The sequence below is a fragment of the Natrinema hispanicum genome, assembly GCF_004217335.1.
GTDB classification, from domain to species: domain Archaea; phylum Halobacteriota; class Halobacteria; order Halobacteriales; family Natrialbaceae; genus Natrinema; species Natrinema hispanicum.
Map to the genome: position 1 here is coordinate 657851 of NZ_SHMP01000004.1, position 19879 is coordinate 677729.

A 19879-nucleotide genomic window follows, 5' to 3' on the forward strand; every position below is an offset into this window, starting at 1 on the left:
CGATTACTGATATTTCATGTCGTCTGATCTAGTGAAGAGCAGTGTTTGAGCCTGACTATCTAAGTTGAATAATTGGAGATCGTCACGCTCGGACACGGCTTCATGTACTGACTGTGTTGCGCCACTTCGTGTGAACAACGCGTATTCCGTGTCAACTTCGCCGGAGTCCGGCGTCCAGCGAATTTTCGACGCGTGGTCTTCGAGTGAGGACAGAGCACTGTAGTCCAGTGGCGAATTAGTGAATTTGCATTCACCGACGACCATTGTTCCGTCTGTGGTGAACCCGACAACATCCACTTCATGTTCTTTGTACCACCAGCGGCCGATATCAAGGAATAGCTTCTCTGGATACAGGTTCGGGAGTGCATCCTGACAAAGCGTTTCGAAATCTTGACTGACGAAATCAGGCAGTTCTGGTTCGATAACTGCTTCGTAGGCGTCCTCACCTAAACGCTCGTATCGATCTTCTTTGCCGTAGACGAAGCGGAACCAGAAGCGAAAGAGGGGATCCAGGATTCGATAGCGTCCGCGGCGTGACTTCGCTTTCTCCTCGGTGATGGGAACTTCCCGTTCAATGAGCCGCAACCGTTCTAACTTCTGAGTGTACGTCGAGATTTGTTTCCCGTCGATTCCCACCGTTTGGGCGATCTCGTTCGATGTCGTCTTCCCTGCGGCTATTGCAGTGAGGATCGCAAAGTACCGATTTGGGTCTGTGAGTTCGGTCCGGAGGACGTATTCTGGTTCGTTGTGGAGATACCCCTTCTGAGAGAGTACCTCCTTCGTGAGGACTGTCCCGAGGTCCTGGTTAAGATCGATACCGTCGAGATAGTATGGGACACCACCGAAAATCCCCCACGCGAAAACACGCTCTTCTGGGGAATACTCGTCTGGAAGGAACTCTTGTGCAGCGGTGAACTCGAGTGGCCGGAGATCAAGTTTCTCGGTGAAACGCCCGTACAGAGGACTGTTCCCAAGGAGTGTCGCTTCTTCCATCATGCTGATCGATGAGCCAACCAGAATGAGTGTTCCCGATGTGTTTTGGAATCGCTGGTCCCATAACCGCTGAATGACCGAGGGAAGGCTCTCATCGGCGTCAATCAGGTAGGGAAATTCGTCGAGGACGACGATCCCGTCTTGGTCGCCGAGATACCCCAGGAGTGCTTCCCAGTTCTGCTTGATATCCGTAATCCCTGGAAACGTGTCGGCAGCGACGTCGACGAACTCGTCGAGTTGTATCTGCGAAGTGGTTTCCGTAGCCTGATAGACGACGGCATCGTTTCGCTCGGCAAGCGAGTGTTGGACGAGTTGTGTTTTCCCAAGGCGCCGCCGGCCAAAGATGACGACCATCTCAGCGCCGTCGGAATCGTAGCACCTGCGGAGCTGTGAGAGTTCATCTTCTCGGTTGACGAAGCGCTCCATATCCCTACGTCATCTCACCAGAGGATAATACTTCCGAATAGCCTATTTCAAAATAGGCTATTTTGAGATTGGCTAATTTAAAACTGGCTATGGTTGACACCGTACTTGGGTTTGCTGGCTATCGGTCATGCTGTGAGGGCGTTCTAAGTCAACCGCCTCGGGGTCGTACGGAAATCTTCGATTTCCGTGATGACGAGACGCTCCGCGTCTCGAACCACTTTACCCCGAGGCGATTTACAAGCGGTACGAGACGAATGCCACGGGGCTTGACCCCGTGGATGAAGCCGACACAAAGTGAACCAACCAATTAAATCGAAACACCACGAACAAAGTGGTGTGACGGCACAATCCGCGTCTGGCTTAGTCGGCGAAAACAAGCCGGGTCAGACGCTTCACCGTGACCACCGAGTAGGAGTGGGAGCCTCCGAATACACGCCTGCGGAGACTGCGTTCCCTGTGGATTCCCTCGTGGAATCTGCAAAGCGCGTTTGTCGAGGGAACCTCGACAGGCTGTCAGACGGTGTCTGAAGGCGGTGCAAGGCGAGTGCCTCGGGGCTTGACCCCGAGGGTGAAGCCGACAACGCCTAATCTATCAACGCTAATCTATACCTTTACAACGCCGTAGTCCGACGATTAAGCTATGGAGAAGTCGCTTACGAAGACACTCGTCTTCCAACTCCAATCCGACAACGAGCGACTTCTCTCTGACGCATACCACGAATCTCGGTGGGTGTACAACCAAACCATCCAGTTAGCGAAAGATGGGATGGACTGGGATGACATCTCGCCACGTCTCGAAGACGAAGCAGACCTCGTGAAGAACACCACGCAACGAATCGTCTCCAAGGCCTTAGAAGCACTTCAGCAGTCCTACGACCGCGACGATTACAACACGCCCAGTCACGAGAAGACTGGCCCGTACCCGTTGCGGATGAACTTCACTGAAGGCTATAACCTTACTCTCGAAGGTGACGGTATACACTACCGCATTAGTGCCAAACCATACAACCCGGTCAAAGGCACGCTTCGTGGCGCACCAGACAATCTTGAACTTCTCGAACAAGCCCTCGAAAGTGACGAATGGCGTGTAGGAACCGCTGAAGCGATGACGCGCAACGGCAATCACGAACTGCACGTCAACGTCACTCATCTCGAAGCCACGGTTCAAGACAAACACGACGCTCGAACCGCTGTCGGCGTAGACATCAACGAAGACTGCGTAGCCCTTTCAGCTCTTCATGAAGACGACATCGTTGATTCGGCGATCATCGACTACCCTGAAATCAAGCAGGAGCGTCATCGCTACTTCACGATGCGTAAGCGGATGCAGAACGCTGGGCAGACAACGTTCGATCAAGTATTCGAGGACAAGGAAAAACGGTACGTTCACGACCAACTCCACCAAGTCTCACGACGGATTGTGGAGTGGGTTCAGCAATTCGAGTCGCCGCTCGTTGTGTTTGAAGACCTCAAGCACATGCGAGACTCGATTGACTACGGCACTCGGATGAACCTCCGATTACACTCCTTACCGTTTCACAAACTCCGCTCGTTCGTCGCGTACAAAGCGGCGTTCGAAGGAATTCCGAGCGATGACATCGACCCAGCTTACACCAGTCAGACGTGTTCTTTTACTGAGTGTAGACATACGGCTCGGTCGAATCGCCGGAAGAAACGGTTCAAGTGCAACTCGTGTGGTCGGCAAGATCACGCTGACCGAAACGCGGCAGTGAATATTGCGAAGAAGGGGTTGGAAGCGTTAAATCGAAATGTGCCTGCTCTCAACACGTTACCGACTGTTCGGAAACTGCGACGGCGGGCATCGGGCTGTGTGAACCAGCCGACCGTGACCCACCCGACCGTTCGAGGCCACCACGCCGATGGTCGCATGGGAGTGTCCGACTAACCCACGGGAAGCCTCGGGGCTTGACCCCGAGGCGGTTCACAGTCTTCGTCTCCAGACCGAGGTCAGAGCCGACGGTATCTATATCAAAATGTGGCCGCTTCACTGGTCTTTCCGTCGAATTACCTGGTCGGAGATCGAGCGATACGAACCCAGACAGTACAGCCCACTGCGTGAGTTCGGCGGATGGGGAATTCGCTGGGCGCCCGGGAAACTCGCATACAATGTTAGTGGCAACCGAGGCGTCTGGATCGAACGAGCAAACGGGCGCGCAGTTCTGATCGGATCGCAACGCCCCGAGAACTTCGTCAGGGCAATCGAGGAAGTCTCCGAAAGCTGAGGGGTGTGTGGTCAAGGCGTCTGTGGACAGCTGTTGTCTTCGGACACTCCTTCCGAGACCGTATTCGGAAGTGACCGCCGAGACCCGCTCGAGAGACCTACCTATAGCTAACCAACCTCCAAACCAACCGCCTGCGTGCTGTGATGGTGGTGTGTGCTGAGAGATTGAGCCTCTCTCGAGAGTGTGTTTTACCCGGTGTCTACGGGGAACCGTGGACGCCAGCTGTCTCTGGAGTCTGTTCTGGTTCGCTCACATTCGGTGTTTCACCCGGAATCTCTGCATCGGTGGGGAGTACGAGTCGGCGTTCGGTGTACTCGAGCCCGTTCTTTCGCTCAGTCCGTTTGCGAACCGCGACACGATGATTCGAGAGGTCGAGCACGGCGTCGATCGTCCGGGAGACGAGCTTCTTTGCATACGTCTCGCTCGTCCCGGGCTCCTGCCGGCGGATCCAGTGTTTCAGGTCGCTCGCTTTGATGTACGCTTTGATTCCCTTGCATCCGGACTCCCAGGGGTTGTCACCGACGCTCGAGTCAGTACGTGCTTTCCACAGCTTTGCAGCCAACCGTGTTGGCAACGCATTCGCCGTCGAGCGAAGCATCTCCTCGTCCATGCGGGAGAGTTGCTGAATCGGAAGCAGGTCACCATGAGCGAGTGCGACGTTCCCACTGCGTTCGAGTGGGTCGTCTGACTCGGGAAGTCGATAATAGGTGTGGCCGTCGTCTTTGGTGATCCGCTCGAGGTGATCGCCGTCGATATCGATCTCGTGGTGATCGACAGTCTCGGTGAGGAGGTGGGCACCTTTCTCGAGTTCACGGGCCTGGAGTTCTTCGATCCGCTGTTTGTTCACTCCTGATCGCTTGCGTGCGGCATCTGTGAGTGCATCAAGCCGAGTGGTCTCCTGTTCGCAGTCATCGAGACGGTCGCGAAGGTGTTCGTTCGTCTCTTGGAGGTCTGCTTTCTCAGTTTCGAGGCCCTCGAGTTCGTCTTTGGTCTGTTCGAGGTCGTCCTCGAGCGTGTCGACGCGCTCGGTAAGTTGTCTGTTTTGTTCCTGGAGGTGCTCGATCGTTTCTGCGAGGGTTTCAATGTCGACCTCACCGCATTCGGGGAGACTACTCATCGGGTGTCGCCTCCGTTCAGATGAAGGTTGAGCGTGAGATGGCGTGGTCTTGTTTCTGTCGTCACTGACGATCGAGATTTCCTCGAGATACTCGATACCGACTTCTCGCCACTGAGACTCGCACAGTTCGAACTCGATCCGCGCCCACGCGTACTCGCCCTCGAGTTGTGGTTCGAAGACGAACTTTCGCATCGGCCCATGGACGGGCGTCCACTGAAGCGAGAATTCGTCCGTCATCGGTCCACCCCCACCTGCTCGCGGATTTCACAGTAGGCCCGTTCGATGTCACCTGGGGTGATTGGGTGCTCGAGTTCGAGTGTGATGGTGACTCGGCGTTCGTTGGTCATCGCCGATCACCCTCGTGCATCTCGGCGAAGATTTTCTTGACATCGAGGTGGACCGGACGGTCTGTCCAGCCTCTGACCGACTCGACATACGCAACCCATCTGTCGCGGTCGTCGTCTTGCTCGAGTTTTTCTGTATGATCGAGTTCGCCACAGACGCGAAACCAGTACACTCCCGCATTCTCGGGGAGGAATCGTTCCGCGCGATCTGGCGTCACATAGACCGTGTTCGTGGCCTCATCGACGTGATGGTGAAAGCCCTCGCCGTCTTCTCCGAGGTAACCGTAGTAGCTTCCCGATTGCTCGAGGACGATGTTGTCCTGCTGTCCATCCGAAATCGTTTCGTGTGTCGTAGTCGTAGCTGACATTGCCTTGTCTCAAGGCACGGTCGGCGGCGGTGGTGCGCCGCCGGCACAGACGTTTCATCTGACCGTATCCCGTGCTTCAATCTACTCTACGATCCCGGACTACATAGAACTTACGTAGTAAGTTAATAGGAAGTTCTATGTGTTCTTGAAACGATTACGCTGATAGTCATGGGTATACGAGCATTTGATATGGTTGAGCTGGATGACCGAGATCGATCTGTACTTGATGTCATGATCAACGGTCGAGCGAATCCATATCTGATTCGTGAGGAAACGGGATTGGAAAAGGGGGATGTGAACACTGTGCTTGTGAGACTCGCTCGGTTAGGCTATGTGGAACAGGTAACTCGAGGTCTGTACGAAATCACGGACAAAGGGCGCACGGCTGTGAACAAAGCGGATAGCGAAAAATAAGCTTGCTATCAACAATCAAGAAGACGCCAGTTCACGAGCCTCGAAGAGTACCCTCACTGTCACACCCGAATTTCTCTTGACCTCGTCTCACCTGTGGATGCTTTACGAATATGAGTGATTTCCTGATGGGTAATACCCTCTCCACTACCCTTTCGTAGATGTCTCAAGCCGCTTCTATAACTACTTCTGTTGAAACACTAGACAGGTGTGAAGACGTATATGATATAGCAATAACCATAATCGGCCTCGATATCAGTACACGGGAAGACGTTCTCGTCCATTCCGTGTATCGCCACTGTTCAACCTCTTCGAAGATGACCATCTGTAACTCCTTGCGAGGATCAACCAGGCGCTCACTCTCTTCCACGTCTCTCACTCTGGATTCGTTCGGTTCGCCGATCGAAGTAGTATCTGGAAGGACGGTTTACGCCCAACTTCGAACCAGTAGCGAGCGTAACCTGATTCAAGACTCAGAACCACGATTAAGGGCAAAAACCGTTCACGGTGCTCGATACCTCAATATGAATGCACTTGCTTATCCAATATTGAGAAAGTGATAGAATCCTTTATGTGTGTCTGACGTTGCTATCACAAAGTGTGTGGAATGAAAGAACTGTTCAAATCACTACTCTTCAGGTCCTCGGAGTCAACCGTTATCCGTGAGTGTCGCCGGTGTGGCACCGAGGCCTCAGCGTCGGACACCCGCTGTCCTCAGTGCGAGGCCGACACGATTTCTGAGTACAAGATCAAGTGATAGGCCGCCGTCGACACAGATCAAATTGGTGTCCGACTCACGTGTGAACGATCACTGGTTGGTCAGTCATCCATTTCCACATCGTGGTTGAACCATCCGTGTTCGGTTAAGGAGCCAAACCGACAGACGCCAGCGTCTTGATGAGGTTATCTTCAGAAACCGCGTAGAGAGAGGTTGTGCTACCTGAACTCTCTCCAACACTCATACGCCGCCGGCTGATTTCCCTCTTTCCCGTAGACCTCGTTGAAGGCATCGCGAGCGAGCGCGATGCCGTCCAACGCCATCGAACGATCGACATCACGATGCTCGTCTGGTCGCTCATCTTGGGCTTCGCCGTGGACGGCGAAACCCGCTCTATCGCCGCGTTTCAGCGGGCCTATCAGACTGCGACTAACCAAACCGTGGCTCGTTCTAGCTTCTACGACCGATTTACGCCGGAACTCCGTAACCTCTTGAGCGACCTCCTCGCGCATGCGCTCGAGGAGGTCGCGGTTCCGCACACCATCGCTCCGCAACTCACCCAGTTCCGCGATACGATGATCGCCGATGCAACCGTGTTCAGGTTGCATCGGCTCCTTACGGCATTTCCAGCAACTCACGAAGACCAATCCGGAGCGCAGCTGTATCTCGTCTACAACGTCACGAGACAGACGCTCGCACAGTTCAAACTCACTGACGAACGAACTCATGAAAGCAGCCAGTTCCGCACGGGGAACTGGCTGCGTGGGCGGCTGTTTCTGTTCGATCTCGGTTTCTACAGCTACCGACGGTTCGCGTTGATCGACGAAAACGATGGTTACTTTGTGAGCCGGTTGAAGACGAACGCCAATCCACGAATCGTCGGCGAGCGACGGAAATGGCGCGGGCGCGCCATTTCCTTGACTGGAACCCATCTCCAAGACCGACTTTCGAAGCTCACGCGCAAGCACATTGATGTGACTGGTGAGTTCGAGTTCAAGCGCCGGAAGTATGGTGAGAGGCAGTCACAGGCTATCGTTGAATTTCGCGTCGTCGGTGTCCGCAACGATGACACCGACGACTACCACCTCTACGTGACGAACCTCCCGGACGAGTTCACCCCAGAGCAAGTAGCAGCCTTGTACAGCCTGCGATGGAAGGTTGAGTTGTTGTTCCGGGAGTTGAAGTCGCGGTATGGACTGGAGAAGTTCGAGACAGGTGATGAAGCGATTGCAGAGTTGCTCGTGACGGCGGCTCTGCTGACGCTTGTGGTCAGCAGAGCCTTGTTAGCGGTGTTTCAGGAGATTGAACCGGACGTAGAGTATCCAGAAGAACGCTGGGCGACGACCTTTCGGTCGGTCGCCCAGCCAGTGCTTGCAGATCTCGGACTTGCTCTGGGCCATCCACCACCGAATCTTCCTGAACTTGTGCGTTGTGAGGCTCGCCAACCAGAGAAATCACGCCTCACCTTGAATAAACGAGTGGCTCAAGCCTTCAAGACGGAGGTCTGGCCTTAACCGAACACAGATGGTGGTTGAACTCAGTACTGGCGACGGCTGTACAGAGACGCTGGCGCCACTCGATTTGGTCGTCGAGATCTGCTTGAATGGAGTCCAGCCGAGCATGGAGTTCATCTATTTCCCGTCGAAACTCGTTAGCTAGGTTCTCCAGCGCGCAGTCTATCCGCGCAATCTCCGCGTCAACCTCGGTCGCTGATGGAGTGGTTGCTTCCAACTCTGTGACTCGAGCGTGCAGTTCGTCTCGTTCATCAGCTCCCGACTGAAGTTCTTCACGGAGGTCGTCCATGTCCGCCCGCAGGTTCTCGAGGAGCTGTTGTGCCGTCCCTTCCTCGTCAAGGAATTCTTCGAGCGAGTCGATATATGCCGCAAAGGTGTCCATCTGCGATTGGACATGGTCCAGTCGCACTGCGACGCTGTTGGCTGATTGCTTCTGATCAAGCTGATCACGGAGCGTCGTCACATCGTCAGTGTTCGTCACGTCGAGATCGAATTTCTCTGGATCAATTTTCCAGTACGCGACGGTATCGATACAGTCGTGGTTGAGTGCATCGACGATCGTCTCTGGACTGATCCGCGTTTCAAGTAACAGTTCTATCACCAGATCGGATGAGGTGATCTCCCCTATTTTTGGCTGCGTCCTCCAAATCTCGAGTGCGTCATCGATCTCGGCGAGGATTCTCTTCCGGCGATTCAGTTGCCGATACTCATCATCTCGATCGAATTGGATGCGAAAGAGACACAATTGAGCATCTGACCTGATTGCTCGAGATGTTTCTGCAAGAAACTCTTCGATCGCTTTGTGAATCTCTGTCTTCGACTCCCCCAATGTTTCACTGGTGACCAGCGTCCCCTCGTCGCTTTCCATTTCGCTCCCTTGCCAAAGTGCATGATAATCTCATTAATATAAATTGTTGTCAGATTCTCCGGGTCGCAACTAATTTCTTCTACATTGAGTGCTAATCAAATAATTTCCATAAAATTGTGCTTGTTATTACGCATTTGAGTAGGGCTTTGTATATGAGGCCGTATTTATTCGCTACGGTGTTTTGCTGACGGTGTGCTCGAGTCTACGGCGCACAGCATCGAGCCCGGGTGTACCGTCGCGGTACCAGACGACGAGTGCGATGAGGACTAGTCCGAGTTGGACGAGCTCGTACCAACCCATCGAGTACCGCAGGAAGCCGGCAAGAACGCTGTCGGGCGAGTGGTATGCTGGCGGCTCGAGAACGGGCCAGAATAGAAACGTCGTTGACGAGAAATCCTGTAAGAGGAGCACGGACGGCGGAATATCGGCGAGAAGGTGTGCGAGATGCCCGATGGCGAACGCAGGCCCGATCGCGGGCCGATCGACGCGATGGGCGAGCAAGGCGACAGTTGGGAGGAGGAGCGCAGCGAAGAACACTGAATGAGCGAATGTCCGCCCACCGGGGAGAACTCCGAACGACCACGCAAGCGGCTTATCGATCAGGTCCGGAAACTGCGAGCCAATTGCGAGGACGACGACCGGCAGTGCGCGTGGTCTGTGACCGTCGCGGTGAGTGTAGATCGTGTACAACAGGTACGCGACGGCGAGGTGTCCCCAGGGCCACATCGCCTCGGGCTTTCAGGGGAAATCCCAAAGGCGTGTCGTTCGTAATGGGATGCGGTTTGTGCAGGTCCACCAGTGATGGACAACGAACACGGCTCAGATTGGTAGGCAGCGTCTCATACAATTGGTCACGACGGTGCTCGTACCGCTGACTCGTGTGCTTAGGATGTACCTCGAGAGTGGGAAGGAAAGCGTGTCGTTGGTATTGGGACCAATAGTCATATGTTCTAATAGTGTCAACTGGCCACCACTGTTATTACGTCATGATTTTAAGATATCGGTGGCGGGGGGAGAGATCTGTCGGAGACCCGGAACTGATCCGCTCCGAGGCGATACCCTTGCCATTTCGAGATCGGCCCACCCTCACCAATGTCAATAGCCAAACTGACCCGATCTCGATCCTTCCCGTGGACCTCACTGGAAGGGGGCTCAACGTCGGCCTCCCGGCTGACGTTTCTGATGCAACCATTTATCGCTGAGAGGTGGGTTTCGGCCTACTGCTCGAGTCTTCCTCTTGCAATTGCCTCCATAACGCGAATCCGAAGGCGGAACTCGAGCTGATCGAGTGCTGCGTAGACAGAAGTTCTCACGTCAAGAGGTTCGCTTCTCGAGATTATTCTACGGCGTAATCGGTCGACGCCATCTGACCTCCCGCTGACTGGCTTGGCTGTGCGGCTGGATTCGATGGAAGACGTGGTGGACGGAGATGGAACAGGTCTCGAACTGCTGCTTGGCGATCGAAGGCGAGTCGACATCGCCGATACGATAGAGAAGACAGTCTTATGATCGCTGCGTAACTTGGATCTCGAAGAATTACTCAAATCTGTGTTTATACACCTCATACATCTAGTACGACAATAATAAGTGGGTTGTACTCTCTGGATATTTGTATGGAGTCGATCTCGGCTGTCGTCCTCGCAGGTGGGGAGGGCATGCGGCTGCGGCCATTAACCCAGAATCGCCCTAAACCGATGCTACCAGCTGCAACGACGCCGATTCTTGAACATGTATTTGACCAATTGCTCGATGCCGGCGTGACGAACATTACTGTCGTTGTTGGCTACAAACGCAACCGCGTTCAGGCCCACTTTGGATCGACGTATAAGAACGTGCCGCTCACATACGTCACACAGGAGCAACAACTCGGCAGCGGCCACGCATTGCTTGCCGCCGAAGCTGAAGTTGACGGGCCGCTGCTAGTTGTGAATGGCGACCAGCTGGTCGAGAGCCGGATCATCAGCGACGTCCTTGAGGCACACGCCAACGCTGATGCAGCGGCGACGCTTGGGCTGCTCAACCGTGCGGATGTCGATGAGTACGGCGGTGTAATTCTCGAGGACGGAACGGTCACGGAGATAATCGAGAACCCACAAGACGACCGCTCATATCGCTTCAATGCCGGTGTCTATGCGTTCGAGACGCAGATTTTCGAGGCAATTCGTGCTGCCGAACCACGTGCCGGTGAACAGTCGCTAATCGACGGTATTTGCGAACTTATTGAATCTGATTCTGAGGTCCGGGGTATTGTTTCAGAAGGCCTCTGGGTTGACGCGACGTATCCGTGGGATCTGCTTGACGTCTCGTTCGATCTGTTTGAAACTGGCTTGGTCGATGGTAGTCAAAGAGACGGTAGTAACTCGTCGACAACAGTCCATGAGTCAGCCGTAATTCGGGAGCCAGTTGTGATCGCACCCGACTGTGAGATTGGGGCAGGAGCCGTCGTCGGACCGTATGTCTGTCTTGGCGAAAATACGACGGTCGGTTCGAACGCAGTCGTCGAGCAGAGCGTTATCGATGCAGATACACGCATCGGTGCTGGGGCTACCGTGGTCGACTGTGTTACTGGTGTCGGCGTGACGATCGGTAACGGGACGACTATTCCCGGTGGGCCAGGGGATGTTCGCGTCGGAAACCGTGTCTTTGAGGATGAAGACCTCGGCGCGCTGTTGGCTGACCGCGTAGAGGATCAAGGTGGGTGTGCGTATGTTCCGGGTGCGATTGTTGGGTCGGACACGGTTGTCGAAGCTGGTACAACCGTCCGTGGCACCCTCTCAGAGGGAATGGAGGTGCGGTCCTAATGTGTGGCATTATCGGCTATACTGGGACTGACGGTGCCGTCGGTGACGTGTTGCTGACCGGCCTGTCGGGTCTCGAGTATCGTGGCTATGACTCTGCCGGTGTCGCGGTTTCCGACTCATCGCTATCGATCCACAAGCGACAGGGAGAGGTTTCAGAACTCGAGGAAGCCCTTCCTGCCAATGGGATTGATGGTGTGGCTGGAATCGGACATACACGCTGGAGTACGCACGGGCCACCGACAGATACGAACGCACACCCGCACACGGACTGTACTGGTGATGTGGCGGTCGTCCATAACGGGATTATCGAGAACTACCAGCAGCTACGATCGGATCTCGAAACTGGCGGCCACGAGTTCATAAGCGACACGGACACCGAGGTCATCCCGCACCTGATCGAAACGGCACTCGAGACCGGTGCTAGCCGTGAAGAGGCGTTCCGAGAAGCAGTCCATCAGCTCGAGGGCAGCTACGCTGTTGCAGCAGTGTTCCCCGGCAGCGAGACCGTGTATGCGGCGCGAAACGAGTCGCCGCTCGTACTCGGGATTGGCGACAATGGTCACTATTTGGCAAGCGACGTGCCTGCGTTCATCGAGTACACCGATCGCGTGGTGTACCTTGAGGACGGTCAGTTCGCGCGGATCAACCCGTCAGGAATCGTTGTCACTGACGAGCAGGGGGCCGTGGTTGAGACGGCCGTCAAGACCGTCGACTGGGATCCGGAAGACGCCGGCAAGAGTGGCTACGACCACTACATGCTCAAGGAAATCCACGAGCAGCCACAGGCGATCCGCAAGTGCCTACGTGAGCGTGTCTCCGAGCTAGACGGTGAAGTGACGGTCGACGAGCTAGACGACCTCGAACTCGAGGGCCCAGTGCAGTTCGTTGCCTGTGGGACCTCGTATCACGCTGCGCTGTACGGTGCGCGGATGCTGCGCGAGCACGGGATTCAGGCTCAGTGTTTCCTCGCCAGCGAGTACGATGTGGATATGATTCCGATGACTGAGGAGACAGTCGTCATTGGAGTTACCCAGAGCGGCGAGACGGCGGACACGATGAGTGCGCTCCGAGCCGCAAACCGAACGGGGGCGACGACGCTGGCGCTGACCAATACAGTTGGGAGTTCGGCCGCACGGGAGTGCGATCACGTGATGTACATCCGTGCCGGCCTGAGATCGGTGTGGCGGCGACGAAGACCTTCGCCAGCCAGCAAGTCGCGCTGGCGATGCTGGCAAGTGTGCTGTCGGATGAGTGTTCAACCGAGTTCGTCGAACGGTTGCGTGATCTACCTGACCTAGTCCAGCAGGTGTTAGATACGTCAAAAGCGCGTGCAATCGCCGAGGAATACGAGGAGTCAGACGCCTACTTCTTCATCGGCCGGGGATACAACGCGCCGGTCGCACTCGAGGGTGCGTTGAAAATGAAGGAAATCACGTACAAACATGCAGAAGGGTTCGCCGCAGGCGAGCTGAAACACGGTCCGCTCGCACTGGTTGACGGGGCAACGCCCGTGTTCGCGATGGTGACTGGAGACTCAAATGCCGCGAAGACGCTCGGGAACGTGAAGGAAGTGGAGGCACGCGACGCGCCTGTTGTCGCAGTGACTGACGCGCCCGAGGAGGTTGGCCAGTACGCGGACCACGTACTAGAAGTCCCAGCGGTGGGGCCGCGGCTCACACCAATTCTCGCAAACGTGCAGTTGCAGCTGGTTGCGTACTGGGTCGCGAATCGATTGGGACGGTCGATCGATAAACCGCGGAACCTGGCGAAGAGTGTGACTGTCGAGTAGTGGGTAGACTGGCATTCTGGTAGCGACAACACTATTTTTGATACTGATTCGCAGTTTCCTGCGCCCCTTGGCCGTGCTCGAGGGCCTCTATCCCGACGAGTTGTCAGCAAAGGTTGAACTACGCTAACCGAAGATGAAGCTATCGCGTCGACGGCTAAACGCCGCCGACAGCGACAGCGTTGTCACTCATCGTGGAATGTCCCGGTCGTGATTAGCGGTAGAACCGGTCGTTTAGGAGCCGGTTCGCGAGGACAGCCTGACGCACCGCGAGGGCCGTCCACGCAGCCCGCCGGATCATATTGATCTTTGTACGGCCGTGTTTGTTGCGCGTGTTAGCGGCTTGTCCGCAGATGGTAGAGAATCGTGTTCGCTACCGGTGAGTTCTCACTGGAGCCACACAGCGTCAAGACCGAGGTCCTGTCGGCGCACGCGCCTACGAGAACCTCGTAGATGTCCTCAGCATCGATTTCAGCATTAGCGCCGAGATCAAGAGTAAGTTCCTCGTCGAGCGTATTGACAAGGTTAGGGAACTGGTCTTCGTGGATTTCACTGTCTGCTTGCTGCTGTTTGATCGGGTACATTCGCAGTAAGTAGACGTTCTAACTAACTGGCTTTGTGAGGTACTGATAATATGATCAGACTAGGAGATCTATTATGGACGAGGTTACCGTCGTCGTTCCAGCGTATAACGAGGCTGATCGGATTGGGCCGATAGTTCGGGAACTAGTTCAGACATATTCGGTTCTCGTAGTAGACGACGGATCGACCGACAATACTCCATCTAAAGCCCATGCTGCAGGGGCGACAGTGGTCCAACAACCACAGAATAGGGGCTATATCGCTGCACTGAGACGGGGATTTCGAGAAGCCACATCAGAACTTATCGTTACGTTTGATGCTGACGGAGAACACCGTCCGAGGGATATCGAGACGCTCATCCAACCGATCAAGCAAGACCGCTTGGATCTTGTCCTCGGTGCAAGAGCCACAATCCCGCGCCCCTCTGAACGGTTCCTCAACAAGCTGACGCGGCTGAAGATCGATGTGGAGGATTCGGGCACTGGACTTCGTGCCCTCCGCCGCACTCTCGCTGTTGATCTCGACCTCGATACGGCGTGTACCTGTGGAACATTCGTCTTGGAAGCAGCCGCGAAGGGCGCCAGAATCGGAGAGGTTCCGATTGAAACACGGACGGTTCAGAAACCGCGAGGAATTGCCTGGCAGCACGGCAAGCAATTCTTCCACGTCTTGCGATATCTTTTGCTCTCCTGACTCGCTCAGACACCGGGTAGAAAGATGATCTTACGATGGTTGTCAGAGTAAATGTCGAAGGGTCCGTCAACGTCGTCGCACGGGTCTGGCAGAATGGTTGTGAAACAGCAGTGTACGCCTCGAAATCGTCAATCTACGGAAGCCGGACTGAGCCATCGCTGGATCGATTACAACGCGAGCAAGAACATTGGGTTGCAGTATCTCCATCGCAGGCAAAATGCAGGTAACGGAGGCGCACCCGTAGATGTGTGCTTGGATCGCGGGACGCTAAACGTGAGGGGGAGTATATCCCTCCTGCTACTTCCGAGGCATATAACGGGAGTCTACGCGAAAGCCTCGAGGTCGTTCGGAAGATCTTCGATCTTCCGTAATAACGAGGGACGAAGTTTCTCGAGCTTGATGTAATCTACAATCTGGGGACAGGCGAAGCGTACGATTTCAATACCGTTGCGGCAATGATCAAAGTACCAGACGTAGCAGTCACAATGCTGCCGATTGACGTGCTGTTAATATCGTGTATCGGCTGACCTAAATTGATACAGCACTAGTCGTCGCTTCGTTGGTCACTTAGTTTCTCCCAAATTTCGACACAGCCGGCTCCATCCTCAATATCATCTAGATGTTCTCGGTCTACCTCATCCTCTAAATCTGTTTTACTCATATCTCTAGTAAAGCCAGCGATAGTTAGTATGATAAACATTGTGGTTTTAGATAATTTACTATATGACATAGGCGGGCGAACGGCTACTTGCAGTCTATTAAACAGTTGAACCACCAGCAGTTCTTCAACCGGGAGTTTGACAATGTTTGCTAGCAGTTCCGTGGAATATGACTACCGACGCTGAGGCGGTATTTGAGCAACTCGAGCTAAAGGAGTATGAGACGACAGCGTTGAAACATATACTGACACTTGGGCGAACGACAGCCCCCAATCTCGCCAAGGCGACCGGCATCCCGAAGGCACGTATTTACGGAATTCTCGACACACTCGCCGATCAGGGTTTTATCAAAATCATTCCTGGCCGTCCGAAAGAGTACCAGCCAAAGCCACCTGCGACAATTCTTGAACAGGCGAAAGAAAACAGACGACAGGAATACGAAAAATTCTGTACAGATCTCGAGGCAGTCCGAGAGCCATTTATTGACCGATTCCAGCCACTGTACGAGCAGGCAAGCGACGATATTACTCCTGCTGACGAACTGTTCTATGTTGTTTCTGTGGGTGAGCCGAGCGAGCGCGAAACGAAATCGCTGTATCGCGATGCAACGGATAGCGTCTACGTTATCACGAAAAGCTTCGAGTACTTCGATGCTGTTGAGCCAGCAATACAGGACGCGCTGGATCACGATGTCTCGATTCAGGCACTCTTTCTCCATCCTCGCCACCTCTCAGCGACGAATCAAGAGATACAAAGTACAGTTCTAGACTACGTAACTGACAAGTATCCCGAAATAGAGATACGGTTTAGTACCGAACTGCTGCCGTGGCGAGGGACACTTATTGACCCGAGTATGGACTACGAGACGGGTCAGGCAATCGTCCTCGTCGAAGAGAAGGATGTCCCGCTCCATATGCGGCAAGCCGCGGTCACCGAGAACGGCTCGTTCGTTGCCGGACTGCACCGATATTTCGATTTGATCTGGGAATACGATAGCGTCGGCCAAATAGAGTGAGACGGCTGCCGAACCGTATCTCACCCTACGCGAAATAGGCTACTCTGTCGTCTCGTGCTTACGGATGAGTTGTCTGATCGAGTCTTCGACGGTGAACTTCGGTTCCCAGCCAAGTTCGTCGTGCGTTCGTGTTGTATCAACAGCGAACTCGTCGACCAGTGTTTCTCCAGCTCGCGGATTCTCAACGAGTTTGATTTCGGGACTCCGTCCGAGTTCTTCGTCAGCGATTTGTGCAACTAGTTCAGCCGTCTCGTGGACGCTCGGATCCTCATCGGTCGCAAGTGCATACTTGTCAACTCCAGTATCACCCTGTTCGAGTTGACCCTGGAGTCGTTCAGCACTCCGAACGTACGCGCGGGCGATGTCTTTGACGTGAACGAAGTTCCGTGACTGCGTTCCGGGTTCGTAGACGGTCAGTGGCTCGCCAGCAACGGCCCGATTGACGAAGAAGTTGATCACAGTCCCTTTCGAGACGGTCTGTGATCCAACCTGGTGTTCACCATAGAGATTCGACTTAAGATATATGTGGGCCGGGAACGCTCCATCAGCGAGCGTTTCGATCGCTTGCTCGCCAAGAACTTTGCTCCGCCCATACCAGTTCAGCGGGTCACGGGGATGTTCAGTCGTTATCGGGAAGGATTGAGGGTCACCGATAATTGCCATACTCGCAGGGAAGATCAATCCAGCACCCTGTTTGCGACAGAACCATGCAATGGTATTCGTCGCATTGACATTGACCTCGTGAGTGAGATCGGGGTTCGTCTCACAGTCATCAACGCCGCTGAGTGCAGCGAGGTGCATGACGATATCGGCACCATCGAGTGCTTCTTCCAACCGTTTGTCATCACGGATATCGACATGCTCGACTGTTACATCACCGATCTCTCGAACTGTACCCCGGTAGAAATTATCGATCGCCGTGATAGACCAGTCTGGATGCGTCGCCTGAAGACGGTCAACGACTCGGCTTCCGATGTATCCTGCTGCACCGGTTACTGCGATCGTTAGTTCGTCGTCAGTCGTCATTGTTCTTATAGGTGTCAATGGTTGTCTCTCGGCTGTGTCCATCGCCTCGCCAAATTGCGATTCAGCAGTGAATCGAGTTGCTAAGTCGCGGACTCCATCGCGAAGCGTCCACTGTGGCTCAAATCCGGTTGTAGCAAGCCGGTCGAAGTTGACGTGATACGATGGACCAGGATTCTGGTCTTCGAGATACGTCAACTCGAGGCCGGTATCCAGCTCATCGCGGACGATCTCGGCGATCGTTTCGATGCGGTAGTTCTGATCGTTTGAACCAACGTTGTACACGTGCTCTGACCAGGCATCTGGCTCACAGGCAGCTTGATAGTACGCTCGTGCGGCATCGCGAACGTGAATGAACGGCCGCCAGTTACTGCCATCTCCGTAGACTGTCAACGGACGATTCGTCAGTGCACGGAAGACGAAATGATTGACGACGAGATTGAACCGGATCCCAGGCGAATAGCCGTAATTCGTACTCATCCGGAGCGCGGTTCCGGTGAATGCACCCTTATCAACGTACTCCTTGAGAAGGGTTTCAGCTTCGTATTTTGTCTCCGCATACGGATTGAGGGGATCAGGCTCAGTCGCTTCGTCGAGATTAGTACTGGCCGCTCGGCCGTAGTTATTACACGAAGAAGCGAACACGACACGGTCCACGTCGACTTTCCGTGCAGCGTTGAACACATTGCGGCTTCCCTCGAGATTGACTGCCCGCGTCTCCTCGACACGATCGTGGGTGCTCTCAGCACCAGTGATTGCGGCTAGGTGAATGACGCGGTCAACGGACCGCATGGCAGTTTCGACATCGCCGTAGTTACGGATATCGCCACGGATAAACTCAAGATTGCCGTCGAACTGAGCAGCCATGAGGTTCGCCGGTGAGCCGGCTGCGAGTGAGTCGAGGACGGTGACCTTGGCCGACTCTCTTGTCGGCCTGCAGCAGGGGGATGAGAGCACTGCCGATATAGCCACACCCTCCCGTGACGAGGACGTGCATTCCAGTGTCGTCGCCGTCAGTTGGCATCGGGTGTGGGTTCAGCCTCTTCGGCAGCGTCGGCCTCGTACGAGAGTTCGGTTTCGTCGGCAGCGTCGCCTTCCTTCTCCCAGTCGTCAAGCACGCCCGGCAGGAAGCGGTCTTCGTGGGCGGTAATCGTCTCTTCGTACTCGACAAGCGTCTCGAGCACGTCGCGAACTCCTTCGGTAAAGTCCTGACGCTGCTCACCGATTAGGTCCATGTACCGGTCGTTTTCGATCTCCATCTTGTGTGTCTCGTCCTCGTCACGCGGGTTCTCGAAGTGTTCGACGGAGACGTCGAGATCGAACTCGTCGCCGACGTCGGCGATGGTGTTGGCCATCTCGACGATGCTGATCGCGCGCGTGACCTGGTTGTAGACGACGTGGTCATCGGGACGCTCGTCCGGATCGCTAAGCGCTAGGCGCGCGAGTCCTTCGACAGCGTCCTCGAGGCTGATGAATGGCTTTCGCTGCTCGCCTTTGCCGTAGACGGTCGTCGGATAGCCAGCGATGGCCTGTGCACAGAAGCGGTGGGCGACGACGCCGAAGTAGTAGTCAAAGTCGAACCGAGTGGCGAGGCGTGGATCAGCAGCCGTTTCGGCGGTCTGTGTCCCGTAGGTGATGGCAGTTCTGACGTCCGAGATCGGGATATCGAACTGCTTGTGTGCGAGACGCATGTTGGCGGCGTCGTGGCTTTTCGTGAGGTGATACCACGAGCCCGCCATCGCGGGGAACGGCACGTCGTCGCTTTCGCCCTGGTTTTCCATCGTTGCCCCGCCTTCGGGGATGGGGAACTCCGGCGCGCCGTAGACGCCTGTCGTGGTCGTTTCGATGAAGTGGGTGTCGGTCAGGTCGTGTTCCTCGAGTCCCCACAGGAGGTTGCGCGTCGCCTGCAGGTTGTTGTGCTGCGTGTAGTTCGCGCGCTCGCCGTTGATCTGGGAGTACGGCGCGGACGGTTGGGCTGCCGTGTGGACGATAGTGTCGGGTTCGTGGACCTCGAGAAGTTCGTCGACGAACGATTTGTCGGTGAGGTCACCTTCGACGAACGAGAGGTTGTGGAGGTCGTGAACCTCTTTTGCGGCCTCGAGGCGTTCCTCTGGCGTCGCGATCGGTGTTGCACTCGTGCTGCCAACTTCTTCGACCCATTCGCGGCGGGCGCCATTGTCAACACAGACAACTCGGTCGTCAGTTCGGGTTGCAATGCGAAGTGCAGTCGGCCAGCCGATGTAGCCATCAGCGCCAGTGAGGAGTATCGTCATTTGTTACTCGACTTCTGAATGACTACACCGGTTGAAAAATCTTAC

The 19879-nt window shown here is 55.0% G+C and carries 12 protein-coding genes and 5 pseudogenes; 8 read left to right on the plus strand and 9 right to left on the minus strand.

The annotated features are described in order from the left end of the window. Positions 1-3: 3 nt before the first annotated feature. Positions 4-1419 (minus strand): ATP-binding protein, encoded by a 1416-nt coding sequence (locus BDK88_RS10135; protein WP_130500307.1) that lies wholly within the window; start codon positions 1417-1419, stop codon positions 4-6. A gap of 640 nt (positions 1420-2059) precedes the next feature. Between BDK88_RS10135 and BDK88_RS10140 the strand changes: the two genes are divergently transcribed. Then, the gene (locus BDK88_RS10140; protein ID WP_130500308.1) at positions 2060-3325 is read left to right on the plus strand and encodes an RNA-guided endonuclease InsQ/TnpB family protein; all 1266 of its coding nucleotides are present in this window, start codon (positions 2060-2062) and stop codon (positions 3323-3325) included. A gap of 536 nt (positions 3326-3861) precedes the next feature. Here the strand turns inward: BDK88_RS10140 and BDK88_RS10150 are convergent. Together BDK88_RS10150 and BDK88_RS10160 are read right to left on the minus strand one after the other, a co-directional pair. After that, entirely contained in the window at positions 3862-4779 is a 918-nt protein-coding gene (locus BDK88_RS10150) for a hypothetical protein (RefSeq protein ID WP_130500622.1), read from the minus strand. 343 nt (positions 4780-5122) lie between these two features. Continuing rightward, complete coding sequence (locus BDK88_RS10160) at positions 5123-5491, minus strand: hypothetical protein (protein ID WP_130500310.1); 369 nt, start codon at positions 5489-5491, stop codon at positions 5123-5125. A gap of 1344 nt (positions 5492-6835) precedes the next feature. On the opposite strand from BDK88_RS10160, the gene BDK88_RS10170 reads away from it, so the two are divergent. Further along, a complete protein-coding gene (locus tag BDK88_RS10170; protein ID WP_130500312.1) occupies positions 6836-8134 on the plus strand; it encodes an IS4 family transposase in 1299 nt (432 codons plus the stop codon). Here the strand turns inward: BDK88_RS10170 and BDK88_RS10175 are convergent. Together BDK88_RS10175 and BDK88_RS10180 are read right to left on the minus strand one after the other, a co-directional pair. Further along, positions 8112-9002, minus strand: a complete 891-nt coding sequence (locus tag BDK88_RS10175) for a hypothetical protein (RefSeq protein ID WP_130500313.1) — start codon at positions 9000-9002, stop codon at positions 8112-8114. The two genes, BDK88_RS10170 and BDK88_RS10175, sit on opposite strands and share 23 nt — an antisense overlap. Before the next feature lie 171 nt (positions 9003-9173). Next, a complete protein-coding gene (locus BDK88_RS10180) occupies positions 9174-9728 on the minus strand; it encodes a metal-dependent hydrolase (RefSeq protein WP_130500314.1) in 555 nt (184 codons plus the stop codon). An 887-nt stretch (positions 9729-10615) separates the two neighbouring features. On the opposite strand from BDK88_RS10180, the gene BDK88_RS10185 reads away from it, so the two are divergent. Together BDK88_RS10185 and glmS are read left to right on the plus strand one after the other, a co-directional pair. Continuing rightward, on the plus strand, positions 10616-11803 hold the full coding sequence (locus BDK88_RS10185; protein WP_130500315.1) for a sugar phosphate nucleotidyltransferase: 1188 nt from the start codon (positions 10616-10618) through the stop codon (positions 11801-11803). After that, positions 11803-13592, plus strand: a pseudogene (glmS, locus tag BDK88_RS10190) (glutamine--fructose-6-phosphate transaminase (isomerizing)). The gene BDK88_RS10185 and the pseudogene glmS overlap by 1 nt, the downstream one beginning before the upstream one ends. A gap of 341 nt (positions 13593-13933) precedes the next feature. Here glmS and BDK88_RS10195 read toward each other — a convergent pair. Continuing rightward, positions 13934-14173: pseudogene (locus BDK88_RS10195) on the minus strand (ISH3 family transposase); the annotation flags it as partial. Between the two features lie 73 nt (positions 14174-14246). On the opposite strand from BDK88_RS10195, the gene BDK88_RS10200 reads away from it, so the two are divergent. The 4 genes and pseudogenes from BDK88_RS10200 (at position 14247) to BDK88_RS10215 (ending at position 16538) form a co-directional block, all read left to right on the plus strand. Then, a complete protein-coding gene (locus BDK88_RS10200; RefSeq protein WP_130500316.1) occupies positions 14247-14864 on the plus strand; it encodes a glycosyltransferase family 2 protein in 618 nt (205 codons plus the stop codon). A 32-nt stretch (positions 14865-14896) separates the two neighbouring features. Continuing rightward, positions 14897-15022, plus strand: a pseudogene (locus BDK88_RS21750) (NAD-dependent epimerase/dehydratase family protein); the annotation flags it as partial. A 7-nt stretch (positions 15023-15029) separates the two neighbouring features. Next, positions 15030-15175 (plus strand): annotated as a pseudogene (locus tag BDK88_RS22295) (RNA-guided endonuclease TnpB family protein); the annotation flags it as partial. A 517-nt stretch (positions 15176-15692) separates the two neighbouring features. Continuing rightward, positions 15693-16538, plus strand: coding sequence for a TrmB family transcriptional regulator (locus BDK88_RS10215; protein WP_130500317.1), 846 nt, complete (start codon positions 15693-15695; stop codon positions 16536-16538). Between the two features lie 39 nt (positions 16539-16577). On the opposite strand, the gene BDK88_RS10220 is transcribed toward BDK88_RS10215, so the two are convergent. The 3 genes and pseudogenes from BDK88_RS10220 to BDK88_RS10230 all read right to left on the minus strand — a co-directional run bounded on the left by BDK88_RS10220 (position 16578) and on the right by BDK88_RS10230 (position 19834). Further along, positions 16578-17564, minus strand: coding sequence for an NAD-dependent epimerase/dehydratase family protein (locus tag BDK88_RS10220; protein ID WP_130500623.1), 987 nt, complete (start codon positions 17562-17564; stop codon positions 16578-16580). Between the two features lie 66 nt (positions 17565-17630). Continuing rightward, positions 17631-18558, minus strand: a pseudogene (locus BDK88_RS10225) (NAD-dependent epimerase/dehydratase family protein); the annotation flags it as partial. A gap of 16 nt (positions 18559-18574) precedes the next feature. Next, on the minus strand, positions 18575-19834 hold the full coding sequence (locus BDK88_RS10230; protein WP_130500318.1) for an NAD-dependent epimerase/dehydratase family protein: 1260 nt from the start codon (positions 19832-19834) through the stop codon (positions 18575-18577). Positions 19835-19879 lie beyond the last annotated feature (45 nt).

Coding starts and splice junctions, on each gene's coding strand:
- BDK88_RS10135 (WP_130500307.1), bottom strand. CDS start 1,419: ATGGAGCGCTTCGTCAACCGAGAAGATGAACTCTCACAGCTCCGCAGG.
- BDK88_RS10140 (WP_130500308.1), top strand. CDS start 2,060: ATGGAGAAGTCGCTTACGAAGACACTCGTCTTCCAACTCCAATCCGAC.
- BDK88_RS10150 (WP_130500622.1), bottom strand. CDS start 4,779: ATGAGTAGTCTCCCCGAATGCGGTGAGGTCGACATTGAAACCCTCGCA.
- BDK88_RS10160 (WP_130500310.1), bottom strand. CDS start 5,491: ATGTCAGCTACGACTACGACACACGAAACGATTTCGGATGGACAGCAG.
- BDK88_RS10175 (WP_130500313.1), bottom strand. CDS start 9,002: ATGGAAAGCGACGAGGGGACGCTGGTCACCAGTGAAACATTGGGGGAG.
- BDK88_RS10180 (WP_130500314.1), bottom strand. CDS start 9,728: ATGTGGCCCTGGGGACACCTCGCCGTCGCGTACCTGTTGTACACGATC.
- BDK88_RS10185 (WP_130500315.1), top strand. CDS start 10,616: ATGGAGTCGATCTCGGCTGTCGTCCTCGCAGGTGGGGAGGGCATGCGG.
- BDK88_RS10200 (WP_130500316.1), top strand. CDS start 14,247: ATGGACGAGGTTACCGTCGTCGTTCCAGCGTATAACGAGGCTGATCGG.
- BDK88_RS10215 (WP_130500317.1), top strand. CDS start 15,693: ATGACTACCGACGCTGAGGCGGTATTTGAGCAACTCGAGCTAAAGGAG.
- BDK88_RS10220 (WP_130500623.1), bottom strand. CDS start 17,564: ATGACGACTGACGACGAACTAACGATCGCAGTAACCGGTGCAGCAGGA.
- BDK88_RS10230 (WP_130500318.1), bottom strand. CDS start 19,834: ATGACGATACTCCTCACTGGCGCTGATGGCTACATCGGCTGGCCGACT.